Below are 16,964 nucleotides of genomic sequence, written 5' to 3'. Positions count from 1 at the left end.
GGCGCGGTTGAACCGCGCCTTATCCTTGCTTTAAAAGTCTCCTACACCGCCTGCAAACCCGGCTTCACCACGCTGGCGGGTTTCGCCGCAGCCAGTGCGCCGAACAAAATCTCGCCCGAGAGCTGGCCGCCCTCTTCAATCACCAGCTTGCCATAGCGGATGATGCCCGTGACCTTGCCGGTCGAGTAGATCACCAACTTCTGGCGCACCGTGAGGTTGCCGTTGAATTCGCCGCGGATTTCCGCCACGTCGATTTCCGCCGAGCCCTTGAAAGCGCCCTGCTCGGCGATCTGGATCACGCGCGAATCCATGGTGGCTTCCACCAGGCCTTCGACGACCAGCGTGTCGCAGTCGGTGATCTCCACGCCCTTGAGCTTGATGTTGGGGCCCACCGTCAGCTTGCTGCCGCCTTCCTTGGCGACAGTGGTGGAAGGCGCGGCTTCGTTCACAGGTTTGGCGGCATTGTTCTGCTGACCGGACAGCGGCGAGGAATGCAGCGTGCTGGCCGAACCCGAGTTGCCGTAGCCGTTTCCAGGGCTGTTGCGCAGGCCTGTCGGAGTCTCATTTTCTCGCTTGCCAAAGAACGGTGTTGCCATTGTGAGTTCCTTCAAAAAAGAAGGCATGGTACGTCCGTGAAAAATTAAAAGCTCGGGCAGCATGCAAGAGAGGTAACGAAATTAATTCTTACATTCAGCAGCGACGACGCCGCGCGTGTAGCATGAGCGCACCATGACCGCCGACAGCGAACTTCACGGCTTCACGCTTTTTGGCACCACGATAGGACGGTGCGCACTGGTGTGGAACGCCCATGGCATCGCCGCCGTGCGCCTGCCCGAGCAGACCGAAGGCCGCATGCTGTCGCGCCTGCACCGGCGGTTCCCGATGCTGGAGGCAGCCACGCCGCCGCCCGCCATGCAGCAAGCCATAGACGCCATGGTGGCCTTGTTCGAAGGCGAGGCCCGCGACCTGCGCTTTTGCGCGCTGGACCTGCGCCGCACGCCGCCGTTCCAGCGGCGCGTTTATGCGGCCGCGCAAGACATCCTGCCGGGCAAGACCAAGACCTATGGCGAGATCGCCACCCTGCTGGGCGAGCCCGGCGCGTCGCGCGCCGTGGGCCAGGCGCTGGGGCACAACCCTTTTCCCGTCATCGTGCCCTGCCACCGCGTGCTGGCCTCGGGCGCGCGCTCGGGCGGCTTCTCGGCGCCCGGCGGTGTCTCGACCAAGTTGCGTATGCTGCTGATCGAAGGCGCCGAGATAGGCGGCGCACCCGGCCTGTTCGACCGCGAACCACCGATTTCCACGCACTGATTTTTGACCTCACACGGAATCCCCCTACCCATGCCCTCCGCCTCCAACGCCGCATCGCCGTCCATCCGCCTGTACTCGGCTCGCCTCAGCATGTTCGGCGCGAAAGTGCAGATTGCCGCCATCGAAAAAGGCATTGCCCTGGACGTCGTCATGGTGCCGTTCACGCAGGCCCAGGGCTATTCGCCCAAAGACCCGGAGGTGGTGCGCATCAACCCCAAGAAGCAGGTGCCGGTGCTGGTGCATGGCGACGTGGAGATCTTCGACTCGACGCAAATCCTGGAATACCTCGAAGACCTCAAGCCCGAGCCGGTGCTGTGGCTCACCGGCATCAACAACCGTGCCCGTGCTCGTCAGCTGGAGCACCGCTCGGACGAGGTCTACTTTCCGCACGTCATCAAGCTGATGGGCCTGCAGGACAGGCTGGACGACCCGCAGGCCGTCGCGGCACTGCAGGGCGCGCGGGATTTTTACTTCTACCTCGAACCACTGTTGGGCGAGCAGGACTACATGCTCAGGGATTTTTCCAATGCCGACATCGCCCTGTACATGGCCATGATTTTCGGCGAGCGCATGGGCGCCCCTCTCACGCCGGAGACACCGCGGCTGCTGGCCTGGCGCGACCGGATGAGCGCGCGCGCCTCGGTGCGCGAGGTGGTGATCCCCATGGCGAAATACCTGCTGTCCGATGGCCGGCCCTTGCCTGCCTTCATGGCACAAATGCTGCAAAGCGGCTGAAGACCTCAGCCCTAAGCCTGCCGTCAATGTGGCTGCTGCAAATGAGCCAAGCAAAAAACGATACTTTGGCGCAAACTGACAGGCCCGGCCACGCCACAACTCCAACACGCGCGGACCGGGTCATAAAGGAGTTCGCCATGCCCCGCCATACCCCCATAGAGCGCTACCGCAACATCGGCATCAGCGCGCACATCGACGCCGGCAAGACCACCACGACCGAGCGCATCCTGTTCTACACCGGTGTGAACTACAAGATCGGCGAAGTCCATGAAGGCACGGCCACCATGGACTGGATGGAGCAGGAGCAGGAGCGCGGCATCACCATCACCTCGGCGGCGACCACGGCCTTCTGGAAGGGCATGGCGGGCAACTACCCCGAGCACCGCATCAACATCATCGACACGCCGGGCCACGTGGACTTCACCATCGAGGTGGAGCGCTCCATGCGCGTGCTCGACGGCGCCGTGATGGTCTACGACGCGGTGGGCGGCGTGCAGCCGCAGTCGGAAACCGTCTGGCGCCAGGCCAACAAGTACAAGGTGCCGCGCCTGGCCTTCGTCAACAAGATGGACCGCGTGGGCGCCGATTTCTTTCGCGTGCAGCGCCAGATCGGCGAGCGCCTGAAGGGCGTGGCTGTGCCGGTGCAGATCCCGGTGGGCGCGGAAGATCATTTCCAGGGCGTGGTGGACCTCGTCAAGATGAAGGCCATCATCTGGGACGACACCAGCCAGGGCCTGCATTTCGAATACGGCGAGATCCCGGCGGATCTGTTGGAGACCGCCAACGAATGGCGCACCAAAATGATTGAAGCGGCCGCCGAAGCCAACGACGAGTTGCTGAACAAATACCTGGCGGGCGAGCCGCTCAGCGAAGACGAGATCAAGCAGGGCCTGCGCCAGCGCACCATCGCCAACGAGATCGTGCCCATGCTTTGCGGCAGCGCCTTCAAGAACAAGGGCGTGCAGGCCATGCTGGACGCCGTGATCGACTACATGCCCTCGCCGGCGGACGTGCCCGCCATCCTGGGCCACACCGAGGACGACGGCGAAGCCGAACGCCACCCGAAAGACGACGAGCCTTTCTCGGCCCTGGCCTTCAAGATCATGACCGACCCCTATGTCGGGCAGTTGATTTTCTTTCGCGTGTATTCCGGCGTGATCAGCGCCGGTGACACGGTCTACAACCCGGTCAAGGGAAAACGCGAGCGGCTGGGCCGAATTTTGCAGATGCACGCCAATGAGCGCAACGAAGTCAAGGAAGTGCGGGCCGGTGACATCGCGGCCGCCGTGGGACTGAAGGAAGCCACCACCGGCGACACCCTGTGCGACCCGGCCCACGTGATCATCCTCGAGAAGATGGTGTTCCCCGAGCCGGTGATCTCGCAGGCGGTGGAACCCAAGACACAGGCCGACCAGGAAAAAATGGGCATCGCGCTGCACCGCCTGGCGCAGGAGGACCCCTCGTTTCGCGTGCACACCGACGAGGAGTCGGGCCAGACCATCATCTCGGGCATGGGCGAGCTGCATCTGGAAATCCTGGTGGACCGCATGAAGCGCGAGTTCAGCGTCGAGGCCAATGTCGGCAAGCCGCAGGTGGCTTATCGCGAAACCATCCGGCAGGCGGTGAACGACGTCGAAGGCAAATTCATCAAGCAGTCGGGCGGGCGCGGCCAGTACGGCCATGCCGTGCTCAACCTGGAGCCGCAGCCTTCGGGAAAGGGCTATGAGTTCGTCGACGCCATCAAGGGCGGCGTGATCCCGCGCGAGTACATTCCCGCCGTCAACAAGGGCATTGTGGAAACGCTGAAAGCCGGGGTGCTCGCCGGCTACCCGGTGGTGGACGTGAAGGCCACGCTGGTATTCGGCTCCTACCATGACGTGGACTCCAACGAAAACGCCTTCCGTATGGCCGGCTCGCTGGCCTTCAAGGAAGCCATGCGCCGCGCCAAACCCGTGCTGCTGGAGCCGGTGATGGCGGTGGAGGTGGAAACGCCCGAAGACTTCATGGGCAACGTGATGGGCGACCTCTCGTCGCGGCGCGGCATGGTGCAGGGCATGGAAGACATCGCGGGCGGCGGCGGCAAGCTGGTGCGCGCCGAGGTGCCGCTGTCGGAAATGTTCGGCTACTCCACCACCCTGCGCTCGCTCACGCAGGGCCGCGCGACCTACACCATGGAGTTCAAACGCTATGCCGAAACCACGGCCGACGTGGCCGCGGCCATCATGCGCGGCAAGGGCGCTTAGACCAGGGCCTCTTCAAGCCGCCGGCACTTTCAAAGGCATGGCCCGCACCGGCAAACGCAGGCCCACGCCTATGCGGTTCCAGGCGTTCATCAAGGCCGCCGCCATGGTCAGCTCGGCGATCTCGCGCTCGTTGAAATGCGCGGCCAAGGCGTCGAAGTCCTCGTCGGGTGCCTGTGTCTGCGTGAGCAGGGTCAGGCTTTCGGCCCAGTTCAGCGCGGCGCGCTCGCGTTCGGTGAACAGCGTGACTTCGCGCCAGGTGCTGAGGCTGTTGAGCCGCTGCAGGTCTTCGCCGCCGGCCAGCAGGTCGCGCGCATGCGAGTCCACGCAGTAGGCGCAGCCGTTGATCTGCGAGATGCGCTGGCGCACCAGGTCTATCAGCCGCATGCCGAGGGTGGAGTCCTCCAGCGTGGCGTTGACGGCGCCCAAGGCGCCCACAGCTTCGGGAATCACCTTGCGGTGCTGGAGGCGGCCGTTGGCCGAGGGCATGGAAATCGTGCTCATGGGAAACTCCTTTGATTCAGCCTCCCGACAACCGGGAAGCCTCACCCCTTAAGACGGCCGGCCTCTTCCAGTTGTGACAGCACGCGCACCAGCTTGGCCGGATTGCGCTGGGTGTGTATCTCGGCCAGCAGGCCGTTCTCAAAATACAGCGACTGCACCGATTCAAGCCGGCCGTGCACAAAACGCAGCAGGCCGGGCACGCCGTTGATGTCGGCGATCTCCAGGCGCTGCGCCGGCCCGTGGTTGAGCGCGGTGGCGAAATAGAGCTGGGCCAGGCGCTGGGCGCCGCGCAGCACCTGGCCGAAAGACGGCACCACGCCGCCCCCATCGCTGACCAGGCTGGCGTCTTCGCTGATCAGGCCCTTGATGGTGTCCAGCTTGCCTTCGCGCGCGGCGGCGGCAAAGCGCTCCAGCAGGCGCAGGTGCTCCTCGCGGCTGACGGCAAAACGCTTTTTTCCCTCCCGCACCTGCGCCTTGGCGCGGCTGACCAGCTGGCGGCAGGCGGCCTGGCTTTTGCCCAGCGTGCGGGCCATGTCGGCGTAGTCGGCGTCGAACACCTCACGCAGCAGGAAGGCGGCGCGCTCGTCGGGCGTCAGGCGCTCCAGCACCGCCAGAAAGGCCAGCGAGATGTCGCCGGCGAACGCCAGCATCTGCTCGGGCGAATCCTGGAAGTCCTGGGTATCGGTCAGCATCGGCTCGGCCAGCCAGAAACCGGTGTAGTGCTCGCGTGCGGTTTTGGCGGCGCGCAGCCGGTCTATGGACAAGCGTGTGACCGTGGTGACCAGCCAGGCCTCGGCACTGCGCAAATCATCTGGGCGCGCGCTGTTCCAGCGCAGCCAGGCGTCCTGCACCACGTCCTGGGCATCGGCATGCGAGCCCAGCATGCGGTAGGCAATGCCCAGCAGGCGTGGGCGGTGGGCGTTAAAGTTTTCGGCCGAAGGGGAGGAAGCGTTGTCCATATACCGGCAAGACGTATGGGCCTGGTTGATTGTGACAAGGGGCGCTGAAATAATCCAACTTTTGTCTTGCTCCGGCGGGTGCGCGCTCCTGTTTTCTCCTCTGACTTCTGCTGGCCGGGAGTGGCCCGGCGGCCAGTAACTTTCTTTTGCTTCGCCAAAAGAAAGTAAGTCGCCCGCCGGGGCGAGACCCGGCCAGCAAGCCTCAGCAGAGAACAAAAGAGACCGAAAAAGAGCAGAGGAGAGAAGAGCGCGCTCCCGCCGGAGCAAGACCCGGCAATCCAACCCCTGCCAAAATCCCCCAAATGCAATTCTTCAAAGACCTCAACCTCTCCACCTTCACCGCAGGCTTTGTGGCCATGCTGGTCGGCTTCACCAGTTCGGTGGCCATTGTTTTCCAGGCCGCGCTGGCCTTCAACGCCACGCCGGCCGAAATCTCCTCGTGGATGTGGGCCCTCGGCATCGGCATGGGGCTGTGCTCGGTAATCCCCTCGCTGTGGCTCAAAAAACCGGTGATGGTGGCCTGGTCCACGCCGGGGGCGGCGGTGCTGGCCACGGCCGGGCTGGCCGGGGGGTTTTCGATGGGGGAGGCGGTGGCTGCTTTTATGGTCAGCGCCGCGCTGATCACGCTGTTCGGCATCACGGGCTGGTTTGAAAAAGCCATGAACCGCATTCCCGTGGCGATTGCCTCGGCGTTGCTGGCGGGCGTGCTGGCGCGCTTCGGCATCCAGGCTTTCGCGGCGGCGCAGACGGCCTTGCCGCTGGTGTTGCTGATGCTGGCGATCTACCTGCTGGGCAAGCGCCTGCTGCCGCGTTATGCCGTGGTGCTGACGCTGGTCGGTGCGATTGTTTTTGTGGCCGCGCGCGGGCAGCTGGCCTGGTCGGAAGTGGCTTTTTCTTTCGCCATGCCGGTGTTCGTGATGCCGAAGTTCAGCTTCGCGGCCATCGTCAGCCTGGCGATTCCGCTGTTTGTGGTGACCATGGCCTCGCAAAACCTGCCGGGCGTGGCGGCCATTTATGCGGCGGGCTACGGGCCGGACAGCGCGGACGGCGGCATTCCGATCTCCAAAGTCATCACGTTGAGTGGTTTTGCCACGCTGGTGCTGGCGCCTTTCGGCGCCTTCGCGCTCAACCTGGGCGCCATCACCGCCGCCATCTGCATGGGCAAGGAGGCGCATGAGGATCCGGCCAGGCGCTACACGGCGGCGGTCTCCTGCGGCGTGATCTACATCGTGATCGGCATTTTCGGCGCGGCCATCACCGGCCTGCTCACGGCGTTCCCCAGGGAGCTGGTGGTGGCCATCGCGGGGCTGGCGCTGCTGGGCTCCATAGGCAGCGGGTTGGCGGCTGCGGTCAAGGACGAATCGCACCGCGAGGCGGCGCTTATCACGTTTCTCGTCACCTTGTCGGGCGTGGTAATAGCCGGTGTGGGTTCGGCCTTTTGGGGGGTGGTCGCGGGCGCGCTGGCGCTGTTTGTACAACAATACGGCCAACAAAGCCGTGAATCCCCGTCCGCCCCGGCGCCGGACGCCCGAACCATTTCCAAACCATGAACATCCTTTTCGTCGCCGACCCGCTAGAGTCCTTCAAAATCTACAAAGACACCACCTTCGCGATGATGCGCGAAGCGCAAAAGCGCGGCCACCGTATCAGCGCCTGCCTCCCCGCCGACATGAGCTGGCAGACGGGCTCCAAGGTCACGGCCCAGGTGCGCCACATCACGCTGACCGGTGATCCCAAAACATGGTTCACGGCCGACGCCGGCCGCCCTGATGCGCGCGAGGCCATCGCCGGTTTTGACGCGGTCATCATGCGCAAGGACCCGCCCTTCGACAGCGAGTACTTCTACAGCACACACTTGCTGGAGCAGGCCGAGCGCGAGGGCGCGAAAGTCTTCAACAAGCCGCGGGCCCTGCGCGACCACCCGGAAAAGCTCGCCATCCTCGAATTCGCGCAGTTCAGCGGCCCGACGCTGGTCACGCGCAGCGCCGCGGACATCAAGCGCTTTCATGCCGAGCACAAGGACATCATCCTCAAGCCGCTGGACGGCATGGGCGGTATGGGCATCTTCCGCGTGAAGGAAGACGGCCTGAACCTGGGCAGCATCACCGAGACGCTGAATCGCGACGGCGCGCAGAGCGTGATGGTGCAGAAATTTTTGCCTGAGATCGCCAAGGGCGACAAGCGCGTGCTGGTCATCGGCGGCAAGCCCGTCCCCTTCAGCCTGGCGCGCATTCCCCAAGGCAGCGAGGTGCGCGGCAACCTGGCGGCCGGCGGCCTGGGCGTGGCGCAGCCGCTGTCCAAACGCGACTTTGAAATCGCCGAGGCGCTGGGCCCGGTGCTGGCCGCGCGCGGCCTGTTGCTGGCAGGTGTCGACGTGATCGGCGACTACGTGACCGAGATCAACGTCACCAGCCCAACCTGTTTCCAGGAAATCCACGACCAGGCCGGCTTTGACGTGGCGGCCATGTTCATCGATGCGCTGGAGGCGGCGCTGAAGGCTTGACGCCGCCGGCGCGCCGGTTAAGCTGGCAGGCCCGTTCCACGACGCCTGCATCATGAAACCAGCCATCCGACTCCGTTCATTGCGCCGCGCGCTGCGGCCGCTTGCCCTGCTCGCCTGCACCGCGCTGCCGCTGCTGGCGCAGGCGGCCGAGCAGAAAATCATTTTCATCCGCCATGCGGAAAAGCCCGCCCAAGGCCTGGGCCAGCTCAACTGCCAGGGCCTGAACCGCGCGCTGGCGCTGCCGGCCGTGCTGCTGGCGAAGTTCGGCAAGCCGGATTTTGTGTTCGCGTCCGACCCGCACGAGAAAAAACCCGACGGCGATGCGCTCTACAACTACGTCCGGCCGCTGCTGACCGTCGCGCCCACGGCCGTGCAGGCCGGTTTGCCGATCAACACCTCTTTCGGCTTTGAGAACATCAAGGGGCTGCAGCAGGAGCTGGCGGCGCCACGCTACCAGAATGCCGTGGTGCTGGTGGCCTGGGAGCACAAAAAACTTGAGGACATGGTCAAGGCCATGCTGGCGGGCATGGGCGGCCAGCCCGGCGACGTGCCGCACTGGAAGGGCAGCGACTTCGACAGCATTTATGTGCTGACCGTGCAGCGTGATGGCGGCAAGGCCGTCGCGAGCTTTCGCCATGAGCAGCAGCAGCTCGACGGGCAAGCCGCAAGCTGCCCCAAACCTTAGGACCTGGCAGGACTAAGCCGCTGCCAGCGCGCCGTCCTCAAACACCTTGAGCTCACCGGGCGCGAAGGCCGTCCATTGCTCGTTCGTGGTCAGCGGCGCGGTAACGACCACCGCCACCTTGTCGGTGGGGCGCGTGTGCTCGGCGAAGTTCACGCTCACGTCTTCGTCGCTGAGCGTGGCGTGCGCAAAGGGATGCTTGCGCTCCACGTAATAGAGATGGGTGGACGCATGGGCCCAGAGCGCCTGGCCGTTGCTGAGCAAAAAGTTGAAGGTGCCGTGACTGGCGATCTGCGCCGCGAGTTCGCGCAGCGTGATGCTGAGCTCGCGCACGCTGGGCACGCCCGCATGCGACTTGGCCATCTCCTGCATGATCCAGCAGAAAGCGCGCTCGCTGTCGGTGGTGCCCACGGGCCGGAAGCTGCCATGCAGGCGCGGCGAAAAATCCTTCAGATCGCCGTTGTGCGCGAACACCCAGTAGCGGCCCCAGAGCTCGCGCACAAAGGGATGGCAGTTCTCCAGCGCCACGCGGCCCTGTGTGGCCTTGCGGATGTGCGAGATCACATTGCGGCTTTTGATGGGGTAGCGGCTGATCAGCTCGGCCACCGGCGAGCTGCAGGCCGGCTGGTGGTCGACAAAATGGCGCAGCCCCTTGTCGCCGGCGCCGGCCACACTGTCGTCGCCCTCGAAAAAAGCGATGCCCCAGCCATCGGCGTGGTGGTCGGTGTGGCCGCCGCGCTGCGCAAAACCGCGAAAGCTGAAGGTCACGTCGGTGGGCGCGTTGCAGTTCATGCCCAGGAGTTGGCACATGGTCAGCCTGCTTTCTGTGGGTCGTTGGGGATGCCGGCCACCGGCGCGCGAAGCTGCCAGGCCGCCACCATGGCCAGCAGGCACAGCGCGGCCAGCATCAAAAACGCTTCGTTGAAGGCGGCCAGACGCGCCGGGCTGCTGCTGGTATTGGCCAATGAATCGCCATGGGCGGCCAGCCGCCATTCGAGCACGATGCCGCACAGGCTCACGCCGATGGCGCCGCCCAGCATGCGCAAAAAGTTGATGGCGCTGGCGCCCTGCGACAACAGGTGCTCATGCAGCGGCCGCAGCGAACCGAGATTGAGCGACGGCAGGATGAAGCCGAGGCCGATGCGGCCCAGCGTGGCCCAGGCTACCAGCATCCACAGGCCCGAGGCCAGGCTCACCGTGAGCATCAGCGCGAAAGAGGCCGCCAGCAGCGCAAGGCCTGTGCTCACCAGCAGCCAAGTCGGGTGTTTGTCAGCAAGGCGGCCGACGCCGGCGATGGTGGCGGCCAGCACCAGCCCTGCCGGCAGCAGGATGGTGCCCACGTGCGAGGCCGAGAGCTGCAACCCCAGCTGCAGATAGACCGGCAGCAGGTAGGTCGAGCCAAACAAGGCTGTGCCGTAGATGAAGGCCACGATGCTGCCCATGGCGAAAGGGCGGTAACCGAAGAGCGCCAGGTTCATGAGCGGAGCGCCGCCGTTCGCGGCCAGGCGGCGCTGCCACCAGACAAAAGCTGCGAGCGCGGCAACCGCGCCACCCAGCAGCACAAGCGCCTGCGCACCGCCGCCCGCGCCGTGCAGCTGGACCATGCCGTTGAGCAGGCACAGCGTGCCGACCGCGCCCAGCAGCAGGCCGCGCCAGTCGATCATGGCGGTGTTGCGGTTCGCCGCCACGCCGCCGGGTGCGGTGTCGGGCACATAACGGTAAGCCATCCAGAGCGAGACCAGGCACAGCGGGATGACCATGAAAAAAATCGAGCGCCAGCCGAAAAGGTCGACCAGCACGCCGCCTATGCTGGGCCCCACGGCCGGCGCCAGCACCACGCCCATGCCGAAGAGGCCGCTGGCGCGACCCTGCTCATGCGGCCCGAAGGCGCGCATGATGATGATGGCGGGAATCGGCTGCACCACGCCGGCCGCCAGGCCCTCGGCCACGCGCGCGCCCAGCACCAGGCTGAAATGGTTGGACAGGCCGCCGACGATGCCGCCGGCCATGAGCAGCAGCATGGTGCCGGCGTAAGTGCGGCGATAGCCATAGCGCGCCAGCAGCCAGGGCGTGGTCAGCATGGAGACGGTCATCGCCACCATGAAGCCCGAGCTGACCCACTGCGCGCGCTCCTGCCCCAGCGTGAAGTGGTGGCTCATGTCGGGAATCGCCACGTTGACGATGGTCGACGACATGATGGAGGCCATCGTGCCGATCATGACCGACAGCAGGAGCAGCCAGCGGTAGCGCGGGCCGTGGCGCGCCTGCAGGTCGGCGAGGGAAGCGGACATGCGCTCGGCCGGGCTCAGTCCCTGGGCTCGGACCAGAGCTTGCCGCCGGTGGCCCAGTTCTCGCGCTTGATGTCGGTGATCAGGATGTCCACCGATTCGGGCTGGCCGCCCAGGATTTCAACGCTGACGCGGGTAATGGCCTCCACAAGCTTTTTCTTCTGCTCGATGGTGCGGCCTTCCATCATTTCGACGTGGTAAGTGGGCATGGGTTCCTCTGGAATGAAGTGCCTGCAGCGGGATTGCCGCAGGGCACGTGAATACCCGATGATAAAAGCAAGCGCCGGGGGCGGATTTGTCGGCCTGCGCTGACAGGCCGACGGGTAGTGCCGCCGCAGGCCCGCGCGGCAAACCATGGGACACTGCATTTTCCGGCCTGCCGGGCGCTCCGCGCGCTCCCCGCAGGCCTCTTCCGGGCAAGCACTTGTTTTTCACCAACCCGTCCACCTCCGCCGAGCCGCCCCTGCCCCTCCTGGCAGGTCGCAACTACCACTGCCAGTGCGGGCAGCCGGTGTTCTTTCGCAACAGCAAATGCCTGGCCTGCGGCACGCCGCTGGGCTATGACTGCGAGCGAGGCCTGCTGCTGCCCTTGATGCCGGGACCGCGCAAAGGCAGCTGGCGCGAATGGCAGGCGGGCACCGCGCCGACCACGCCGCCGCCCGACGAGGCGCAGCCCCCCTCGCTGGATGAGATTCCCGGCCAGGAATCCGCGCCCGACGCCGCGCCGGCGCCGTCCGCCGAACCGGATAGCGAGGCCGACGACGACGGTGTGCCGACCTACAAGCGCTGCCTCAATCTCTCCACCCCCGCCTCCTGCAACTGGCTTGTGGCCTGGCACGACCCCGCGGACATGTGCCGGGCCTGCAGGCTGAACCGCACGATTCCCGACCTGACGAACCCGGAACAGCCCGACAACGGTTACCTCTGGGGGCGCATAGAACTGGCCAAGCGGCGGCTGGTGTCCTCGCTGATCCTGCTGGGGCTGCCGGTGGCCTCGCGCATGAGCGAGGACCCGGAGCGCGGCGTGATGTTCGATTTCCTGCGTTCACCGGTCAATGGGCCGCACATCATGACCGGGCACAGCACCGGCCTGATCACGCTCAATATCGACGAGGCGGACGACGCCAAGCGCGAGGCCGTGCGCAAAGCCATGCGCGAGCCCTACCGCACCCTGCTCGGCCACTTGCGCCACGAGGTAGGCCACTATTACTGGGACCGGCTGGTGGCCGGCACGCCCTGGCTGGAGGGCTTTCACCAGCTCTTCGGCGACGAAGCGCTGGACTACAAGGCCGCTCTGCAGCGCAACTACGACGAAGGCCCGCCCTCCGACTGGCCGCTGCATTTCGTGAGCGCCTATGCCAGCACCCATCCCTGGGAAGACTGGGCCGAGTGCTGGGCGCACTACATGCACATGCGTGACGCCATAGACACCGCACTGAGCTTCGGCCTGAGCGTGGACCGCTTCGACCTCGAATTCACGCCCTTCACGCTGGATGCGCTGTACCAGCCCGAGCACCCGGATGCGGCGCAGTTCCTGGCCTTCATCAACCACTGGACCCGGCTGACCACCATGCTCAACGAGATGTCGCGCAGCATGGGCCAGCCCGACTTTTATCCCTTTGTGCTGCCCCTGGACGCGGTGGGCAAGCTGCAATTCATTCACCTGCTGGTGAGCTCGGGTAGCTGGCGTGAGCAGGAGGCAAGCCAGGCGGTTCAGGCACAGGGACAGGAGCAGACACAAGAGGTGCCGCAAGCGCAGCCGGCGGGGTAAACGCGGGCCGGGCGCGGCGCGTGCGCTACAGTGGTGGCGCCATGCCGCGCCGCCCCAAAAGCCATCACTACAGCGTCTATGTGATCGAACTCGCGCCCGAGGTGTGGGACGTGCCGCGCTTTCGCCGCGCCAATCCGGACTACCAGCTGGGCAAACCGTTTGTGTATGTCGGCATGACCGGGCTGGACCCGGACGTGCGCTTTGACAAGCACAAGGCCGGCATACAGTCCAACCGCTTCGCGCGCGATTTCGGCGTGCGGCTGCTGCCCCGGCTTTACGAGATGTACAACCCCATGCCGTATGACGCGGCGCGCGACATGGAGGTCGAGCTCGGCATAGGCCTGCGCGAGGCGGGCTACGGGGTCTGGCAGGCCTGAGCGCGGCGGCTATTCCAGCGCGCTCACGCTCACGCCGTGCTGGCGGGAGAAAGCCTGGAGCACACCGGCGACTTCGGCGTCCTGCAGGGTGGTGACCAGTTCCACCAGCTTGTTGCCGTCGCCCTTGTGGCTGTCGCTCACCGCCACGGTAGCCGAAGGATCGCTCACGGCCAGCAGTTTTTGCAGCGACGGCCCAAGCGCGGCCATCACGCCTTCACGCTCCTTGCTGCCGGCGCCGCTTTCGTCGGTGTACTGCACTTCAAATGAAAAGTTGGTTTTGGGATTCATGCTGGGTGGTTCGGGTCTGAAAGCCATGAAACGCTATTTGCGCAAGGTGGCCACAAGCGTGATCTCGGGCACGCCGGCAAGGGCCTTTGACAGCGGACAGGCCTTCTTGGCGCCTTCAGCGATTTCCTGGAATTTCGCCTCGTCGATATCGGCAATGGCGGCCTCCAGCGTCAACGCGATGCGGTCGATCAGAAAACCGTCGCCCTGCGGCACGAGGCGAACTTTGGCACGGGTGTCGACAGACGTGGTGGCAAAACCGGCCTTGTCGCAGGCAAAGGAAAACGCCATGGTGAAACAGGCCGCATGGGCCGCGCCCAGCAGCTCTTCGGGGTTTGTGCCCCTGCGGTCGTCTTCGAAGCGGCTGCCAAAGCCGTAGGGATAGTCCTTGAGCGCGTCGGTGTCGGTACTGATGCGGCCCTGGCCTTTTTTGCCGGCGCCCTCCCAGTGAACGGAAGCGTTTTTTTCAATCATGGAGGCCCCTTGAAGGTGAATGCGTGAAAGCGAATTCACCAATGTGCGCGCCGGCGGCCCGCAGGGGTGTCGGACGGCGCCGCGTGGCGCACGCCGGACGCTTCCTACAGTGGCCTGGGGTCTTACGCGGTTTCCGGCTCGGCCTGGTCGGCCGGGGAAGCGACTTCCGAAGCGACCGCGTCCAGCGCCTGCGCCACCACGCCCTGGCTGTCGACCGGCCTGAGCAGGCGTTCCCGGATCAGGCGTTCGCAGCTGCGTTTGGTCATGGAATGCGGCTGGCCGCCGTGGCTCACGAACATGAACAGCGTGCCTTTGGTGCTGGCCCAGATCAGCTGGGCGCGCAACCAGCGGCGGCGTGAATACAGGTCGACCCAGTGGCCGGCGCGCAGGCTCATCAACAGGCGCTCGGCATCGCCCTGGGCCAGGGCCGGCGCGGCGTTGGCCGAAGCCTCCTGCTCGGCGATCAGCTCGGCATGGGAGGAGTCGACCTCTTCCCCCACAGAGTCTGCGGTCTCCATGCCCGAGGATGTTTCGTGTTCTTCCTCCAGCGGCATGAGCTCGCCCGGCGCCGTCGGCAGCGTGTCTTCAAAGCCGGCGGCATCGAGTTCGTCGCGCGCCAGCCAGGGGTGGGCGGCCGCTTTGGCCAGGCGCTGCTCGGGCGTGGCCGGAAGCTCCTCGGGCTCCAGCGGTGCGGCGCCCGACTCTTCGGCATCGCGCTGGCTTTTGAGCCGGCGCAGCTTGAGCACCGGCCGGTGCAGTTTCATCAGGCCTTCAAAAAAGGGTTCGCTCTCGCGCGGGTCCTGCCCCAGCAGCTCCAGCCCCTCGTGCAGCTTGGCCAGCAGGCCGGGGATCATTTCGATGAGCTTGGCCGGGCGCTTGAGGGTGACCTCCCGCTTGACGCTCCAGAGCAGGTCGGGCACCACCGAGCCGAAGCCCATGGGGTCGATCTGGTTGCGAGTGTCGATCAGCTTGGCGTGGGCCATAGCCAGCGCCCAGGGGCCGAACAGGAAATCAAGCACCAGGCCGGGCACCTTGTCCAGGTCCGAGCGCGTGCTGAGTTCAAAGGCGATCTGGTCGGCCTGCGTCTGGCGCTCTTCGGCAAAGCGCAGGGCCTGCAGCACGTTGTTGCGGTTTTCCGCCTCACGCTGGTCCTGCTCGTCCCAGCCGTATTCCAGCGTGGCCAGCGCCATGGCGAAGGGCTGGGCATCCTCGATGGACAGGCCGTTGAGCTCGATGAAGGCGCGCGTGACCGGTTCAAAGAAGGCCAGGAATTCGGGGCTGAACTCGTCGTTGTACTTGAAGCTGCGCTGGGCCACCCGCTCCATGACGCGGCGGCCGGCATGGCCTTCGTCGCTGAAAAAGCGCGGATCCACCATGGCCAGGCGCAGCAGCGAAGGCTCCAGCGCCACGATGGCTTCGCGCACCGGCACCAGCAGGCGAGGGTCCTGCGCCACCTGGTTGACCAGCTTGCGCACCACTTCCAGGCCCAAAACCTGGCCGACCTGTCGCGCTTCCTTTTTGAGCTGGGTGCGCACGATGGCGCGCTCGCGGGGTTTGGCATAGGAGCCCCAGACCTGCGGGCTGAGCTGGCTGCGCTCGTCGATCAGTCGCTGCGGCCGGTCCACGGCCGGCATGTCCTGGTAGCCCGGATGCGGCGCGCTGTAGGCCCCAGCCAGCGGTGCGGAACCGGAGTCGGGCGCGGACTGCAGCGCGACCAGTTCTTCCTCGACGGTTTCGTAATACGAGGGCGCCAGGCCATGGTGGGCATTGCTGCCGCCGTGGAACAGGAAGTCCTGGAACAGCTCGTCGCGGATTTCGTAATTGGACAGGTCGGCGTATTGCGGCACCGGCGCAGCGCCGCCCTCGCCAAAGCCGCCTTCTGCGCCGCTACCACCACTACCGCCGCCGCTTCCGTCGCCGTCGGCGCCACCACCTGAACCGGAGCCCGCCGCCATGCTCGAACCGTTTCCGCCCCGCCCACGGCCGTGGCCCGCGCTGGCCGGCGTAGGCAGCACGCGGTAACTGGCGCCCTGGACGTTGGCGAGCTCGAGTTGGTTGACCAGCCGCTCATAAAGCCGCTTGAGCTCGCGGCCCAGCGGGTCGGCCATGTATTTGAGCCACAGCGACACCACCGCCGGCTCGGCCTTGCTCGCCACCGCCATCTCGCGCAACGTTTGCGCAAACACTTCGGGGCGCAGCGGATTCAGGTCGGGCCTCACGTTGGGCAGGCCCTGCACCGTGCTGATCAGCTTGTTGAGTTCGGCCAGGACGTGGTCCACGGCCGGCAGCACCTGCTGGAGCAGACGGGAGGATTCAATCGCCTTGGACACGTCCTGGTCGTCAACCAGGGAAAAGCTCGCATGGCCCAAAGCGGCGAAGGCGCTGGAGGAGCCCGAGGCCGGGGCGACCGGAGCGGCCGGCTGCTCGCCTGCAGCCTGCGGGGCCCGGGCCGCCAGCGCCGCGGCGGCCACGTTGGCCTTGAACTGGACCGTCAGGTCGGCGGGGTACTGCGCGCTCCAGGCGGCCTTGTTTTTGAGCAGCTCGCGCCAGGCGGTGGCCAGCTCGTCGCGCTCGGCCACCTTCATGCTTTGGGTTTCGGCCACCTGCAGGCCTGCGACGGCATCTTCCATGCACTTTTCCAAAGCCGACTTTGCCGCTGTGGCCGCCGACTGAAGACAGGATTGAAGAACGTCAGGTTGCGAAGCCATCTGGAGCCAGGATTTCAGGAATAGATAATGAGAAAGCGCTCAGCCAGCCAGCTTGCAACCATACGTGCCGGGGCTAGAGAGATCCCTAGCGTAAGGCGCAACCGTGTTTTCATCGAGAAGCTTGCAAAGT

At 65.5% G+C, this 16,964-nt stretch carries 17 protein-coding genes; 8 read left to right on the top strand and 9 right to left on the bottom strand.

Annotation, left to right across the window (positions count from 1 at the left end):
• Nucleotides 1-41 precede the first annotated feature (41 nt).
• Nucleotides 42-596: a bactofilin family protein gene (locus AC1DXS_RS00940; protein WP_477735721.1), complete on the bottom strand. Its 555-nt coding sequence runs from the start codon at nucleotides 594-596 to the stop codon at nucleotides 42-44.
• Between the two features lie 133 nt (nucleotides 597-729).
• On the opposite strand from AC1DXS_RS00940, the gene AC1DXS_RS00935 reads away from it, so the two are divergent.
• The 3 genes from AC1DXS_RS00935 to fusA all read left to right on the top strand — a co-directional run bounded on the left by AC1DXS_RS00935 (nucleotide 730) and on the right by fusA (nucleotide 4,286).
• Entirely contained in the window at nucleotides 730-1,308 is a 579-nt protein-coding gene (locus AC1DXS_RS00935) for a methylated-DNA--[protein]-cysteine S-methyltransferase (protein ID WP_477735720.1), read from the top strand.
• A 30-nt stretch (nucleotides 1,309-1,338) separates the two neighbouring features.
• Nucleotides 1,339-2,043 carry a glutathione S-transferase family protein gene (locus AC1DXS_RS00930; RefSeq protein WP_477735719.1) on the top strand — a complete coding sequence of 235 codons (705 nt, stop codon included), beginning with the start codon at nucleotides 1,339-1,341 and terminating at the stop codon, nucleotides 2,041-2,043.
• A gap of 137 nt (nucleotides 2,044-2,180) precedes the next feature.
• Nucleotides 2,181-4,286 carry an elongation factor G gene (gene fusA, locus AC1DXS_RS00925; protein ID WP_477735718.1) on the top strand — a complete coding sequence of 702 codons (2,106 nt, stop codon included), beginning with the start codon at nucleotides 2,181-2,183 and terminating at the stop codon, nucleotides 4,284-4,286.
• A 12-nt stretch (nucleotides 4,287-4,298) separates the two neighbouring features.
• On the opposite strand, the gene AC1DXS_RS00920 is transcribed toward fusA, so the two are convergent.
• On the bottom strand, nucleotides 4,299-4,787 hold the full coding sequence (locus tag AC1DXS_RS00920) for a carboxymuconolactone decarboxylase family protein (protein WP_477735717.1): 489 nt from the start codon (nucleotides 4,785-4,787) through the stop codon (nucleotides 4,299-4,301).
• Between the two features lie 41 nt (nucleotides 4,788-4,828).
• Nucleotides 4,829-5,746: an RNA polymerase sigma factor SigJ gene (gene sigJ / locus AC1DXS_RS00915; protein WP_477735716.1), complete on the bottom strand. Its 918-nt coding sequence runs from the start codon at nucleotides 5,744-5,746 to the stop codon at nucleotides 4,829-4,831.
• A 302-nt stretch (nucleotides 5,747-6,048) separates the two neighbouring features.
• On the opposite strand from sigJ, the gene AC1DXS_RS00910 reads away from it, so the two are divergent.
• From AC1DXS_RS00910 to AC1DXS_RS00900, 3 genes are read left to right on the top strand one after another with little or no spacing between them, the layout of a single operon-like run.
• Nucleotides 6,049-7,296 carry a benzoate/H(+) symporter BenE family transporter gene (locus tag AC1DXS_RS00910; RefSeq protein WP_477735715.1) on the top strand — a complete coding sequence of 416 codons (1,248 nt, stop codon included), beginning with the start codon at nucleotides 6,049-6,051 and terminating at the stop codon, nucleotides 7,294-7,296.
• The gene (gshB, locus tag AC1DXS_RS00905) at nucleotides 7,293-8,249 is read left to right on the top strand and encodes a glutathione synthase (protein ID WP_477735714.1); all 957 of its coding nucleotides are present in this window, start codon (nucleotides 7,293-7,295) and stop codon (nucleotides 8,247-8,249) included. Before AC1DXS_RS00910 ends, gshB begins: the two co-directional genes overlap by 4 nt.
• A 52-nt stretch (nucleotides 8,250-8,301) precedes the next feature.
• Nucleotides 8,302-8,934 (top strand): histidine phosphatase family protein, encoded by a 633-nt coding sequence (locus AC1DXS_RS00900; RefSeq protein WP_477735713.1) that lies wholly within the window; start codon nucleotides 8,302-8,304, stop codon nucleotides 8,932-8,934.
• 12 nt (nucleotides 8,935-8,946) lie between these two features.
• On the opposite strand, the gene AC1DXS_RS00895 is transcribed toward AC1DXS_RS00900, so the two are convergent.
• From AC1DXS_RS00895 to AC1DXS_RS00885, 3 genes are read right to left on the bottom strand one after another with little or no spacing between them, the layout of a single operon-like run.
• A complete protein-coding gene (locus AC1DXS_RS00895) occupies nucleotides 8,947-9,741 on the bottom strand; it encodes a class II glutamine amidotransferase (protein WP_477735712.1) in 795 nt (264 codons plus the stop codon).
• Nucleotides 9,742-9,743: 2 nt separating this feature from the next.
• Entirely contained in the window at nucleotides 9,744-11,222 is a 1,479-nt protein-coding gene (locus AC1DXS_RS00890; RefSeq protein ID WP_477735711.1) for an MFS transporter, read from the bottom strand.
• A gap of 14 nt (nucleotides 11,223-11,236) precedes the next feature.
• On the bottom strand, nucleotides 11,237-11,428 hold the full coding sequence (locus AC1DXS_RS00885) for a 4-oxalocrotonate tautomerase (protein ID WP_092132274.1): 192 nt from the start codon (nucleotides 11,426-11,428) through the stop codon (nucleotides 11,237-11,239).
• Nucleotides 11,429-11,643: 215 nt separating this feature from the next.
• Between AC1DXS_RS00885 and AC1DXS_RS00880 the strand changes: the two genes are divergently transcribed.
• Both AC1DXS_RS00880 and AC1DXS_RS00875 read left to right on the top strand, forming a co-directional pair.
• Complete coding sequence (locus tag AC1DXS_RS00880) at nucleotides 11,644-12,990, top strand: zinc-binding metallopeptidase family protein (protein ID WP_477735710.1); 1,347 nt, start codon at nucleotides 11,644-11,646, stop codon at nucleotides 12,988-12,990.
• A 41-nt stretch (nucleotides 12,991-13,031) separates the two neighbouring features.
• Nucleotides 13,032-13,367: a hypothetical protein gene (locus AC1DXS_RS00875; protein ID WP_413327061.1), complete on the top strand. Its 336-nt coding sequence runs from the start codon at nucleotides 13,032-13,034 to the stop codon at nucleotides 13,365-13,367.
• A 9-nt stretch (nucleotides 13,368-13,376) separates the two neighbouring features.
• Here the strand turns inward: AC1DXS_RS00875 and AC1DXS_RS00870 are convergent, their stop codons facing one another.
• The 3 genes from AC1DXS_RS00870 to AC1DXS_RS00860 all read right to left on the bottom strand — a co-directional run bounded on the left by AC1DXS_RS00870 (nucleotide 13,377) and on the right by AC1DXS_RS00860 (nucleotide 16,834).
• Nucleotides 13,377-13,655 carry a hypothetical protein gene (locus tag AC1DXS_RS00870; RefSeq protein ID WP_477735709.1) on the bottom strand — a complete coding sequence of 93 codons (279 nt, stop codon included), beginning with the start codon at nucleotides 13,653-13,655 and terminating at the stop codon, nucleotides 13,377-13,379.
• Between the two features lie 33 nt (nucleotides 13,656-13,688).
• Entirely contained in the window at nucleotides 13,689-14,126 is a 438-nt protein-coding gene (locus AC1DXS_RS00865) for an OsmC family protein (protein ID WP_477735708.1), read from the bottom strand.
• A gap of 122 nt (nucleotides 14,127-14,248) precedes the next feature.
• Nucleotides 14,249-16,834: a DUF1631 family protein gene (locus AC1DXS_RS00860; protein WP_477735707.1), complete on the bottom strand. Its 2,586-nt coding sequence runs from the start codon at nucleotides 16,832-16,834 to the stop codon at nucleotides 14,249-14,251.
• Nucleotides 16,835-16,964: the final 130 nt, after the last annotated feature.

The organism is Polaromonas sp. P3_B1 (assembly GCF_056402935.1).
This window is presented reverse-complemented; position numbering and strand designations above follow the sequence as displayed.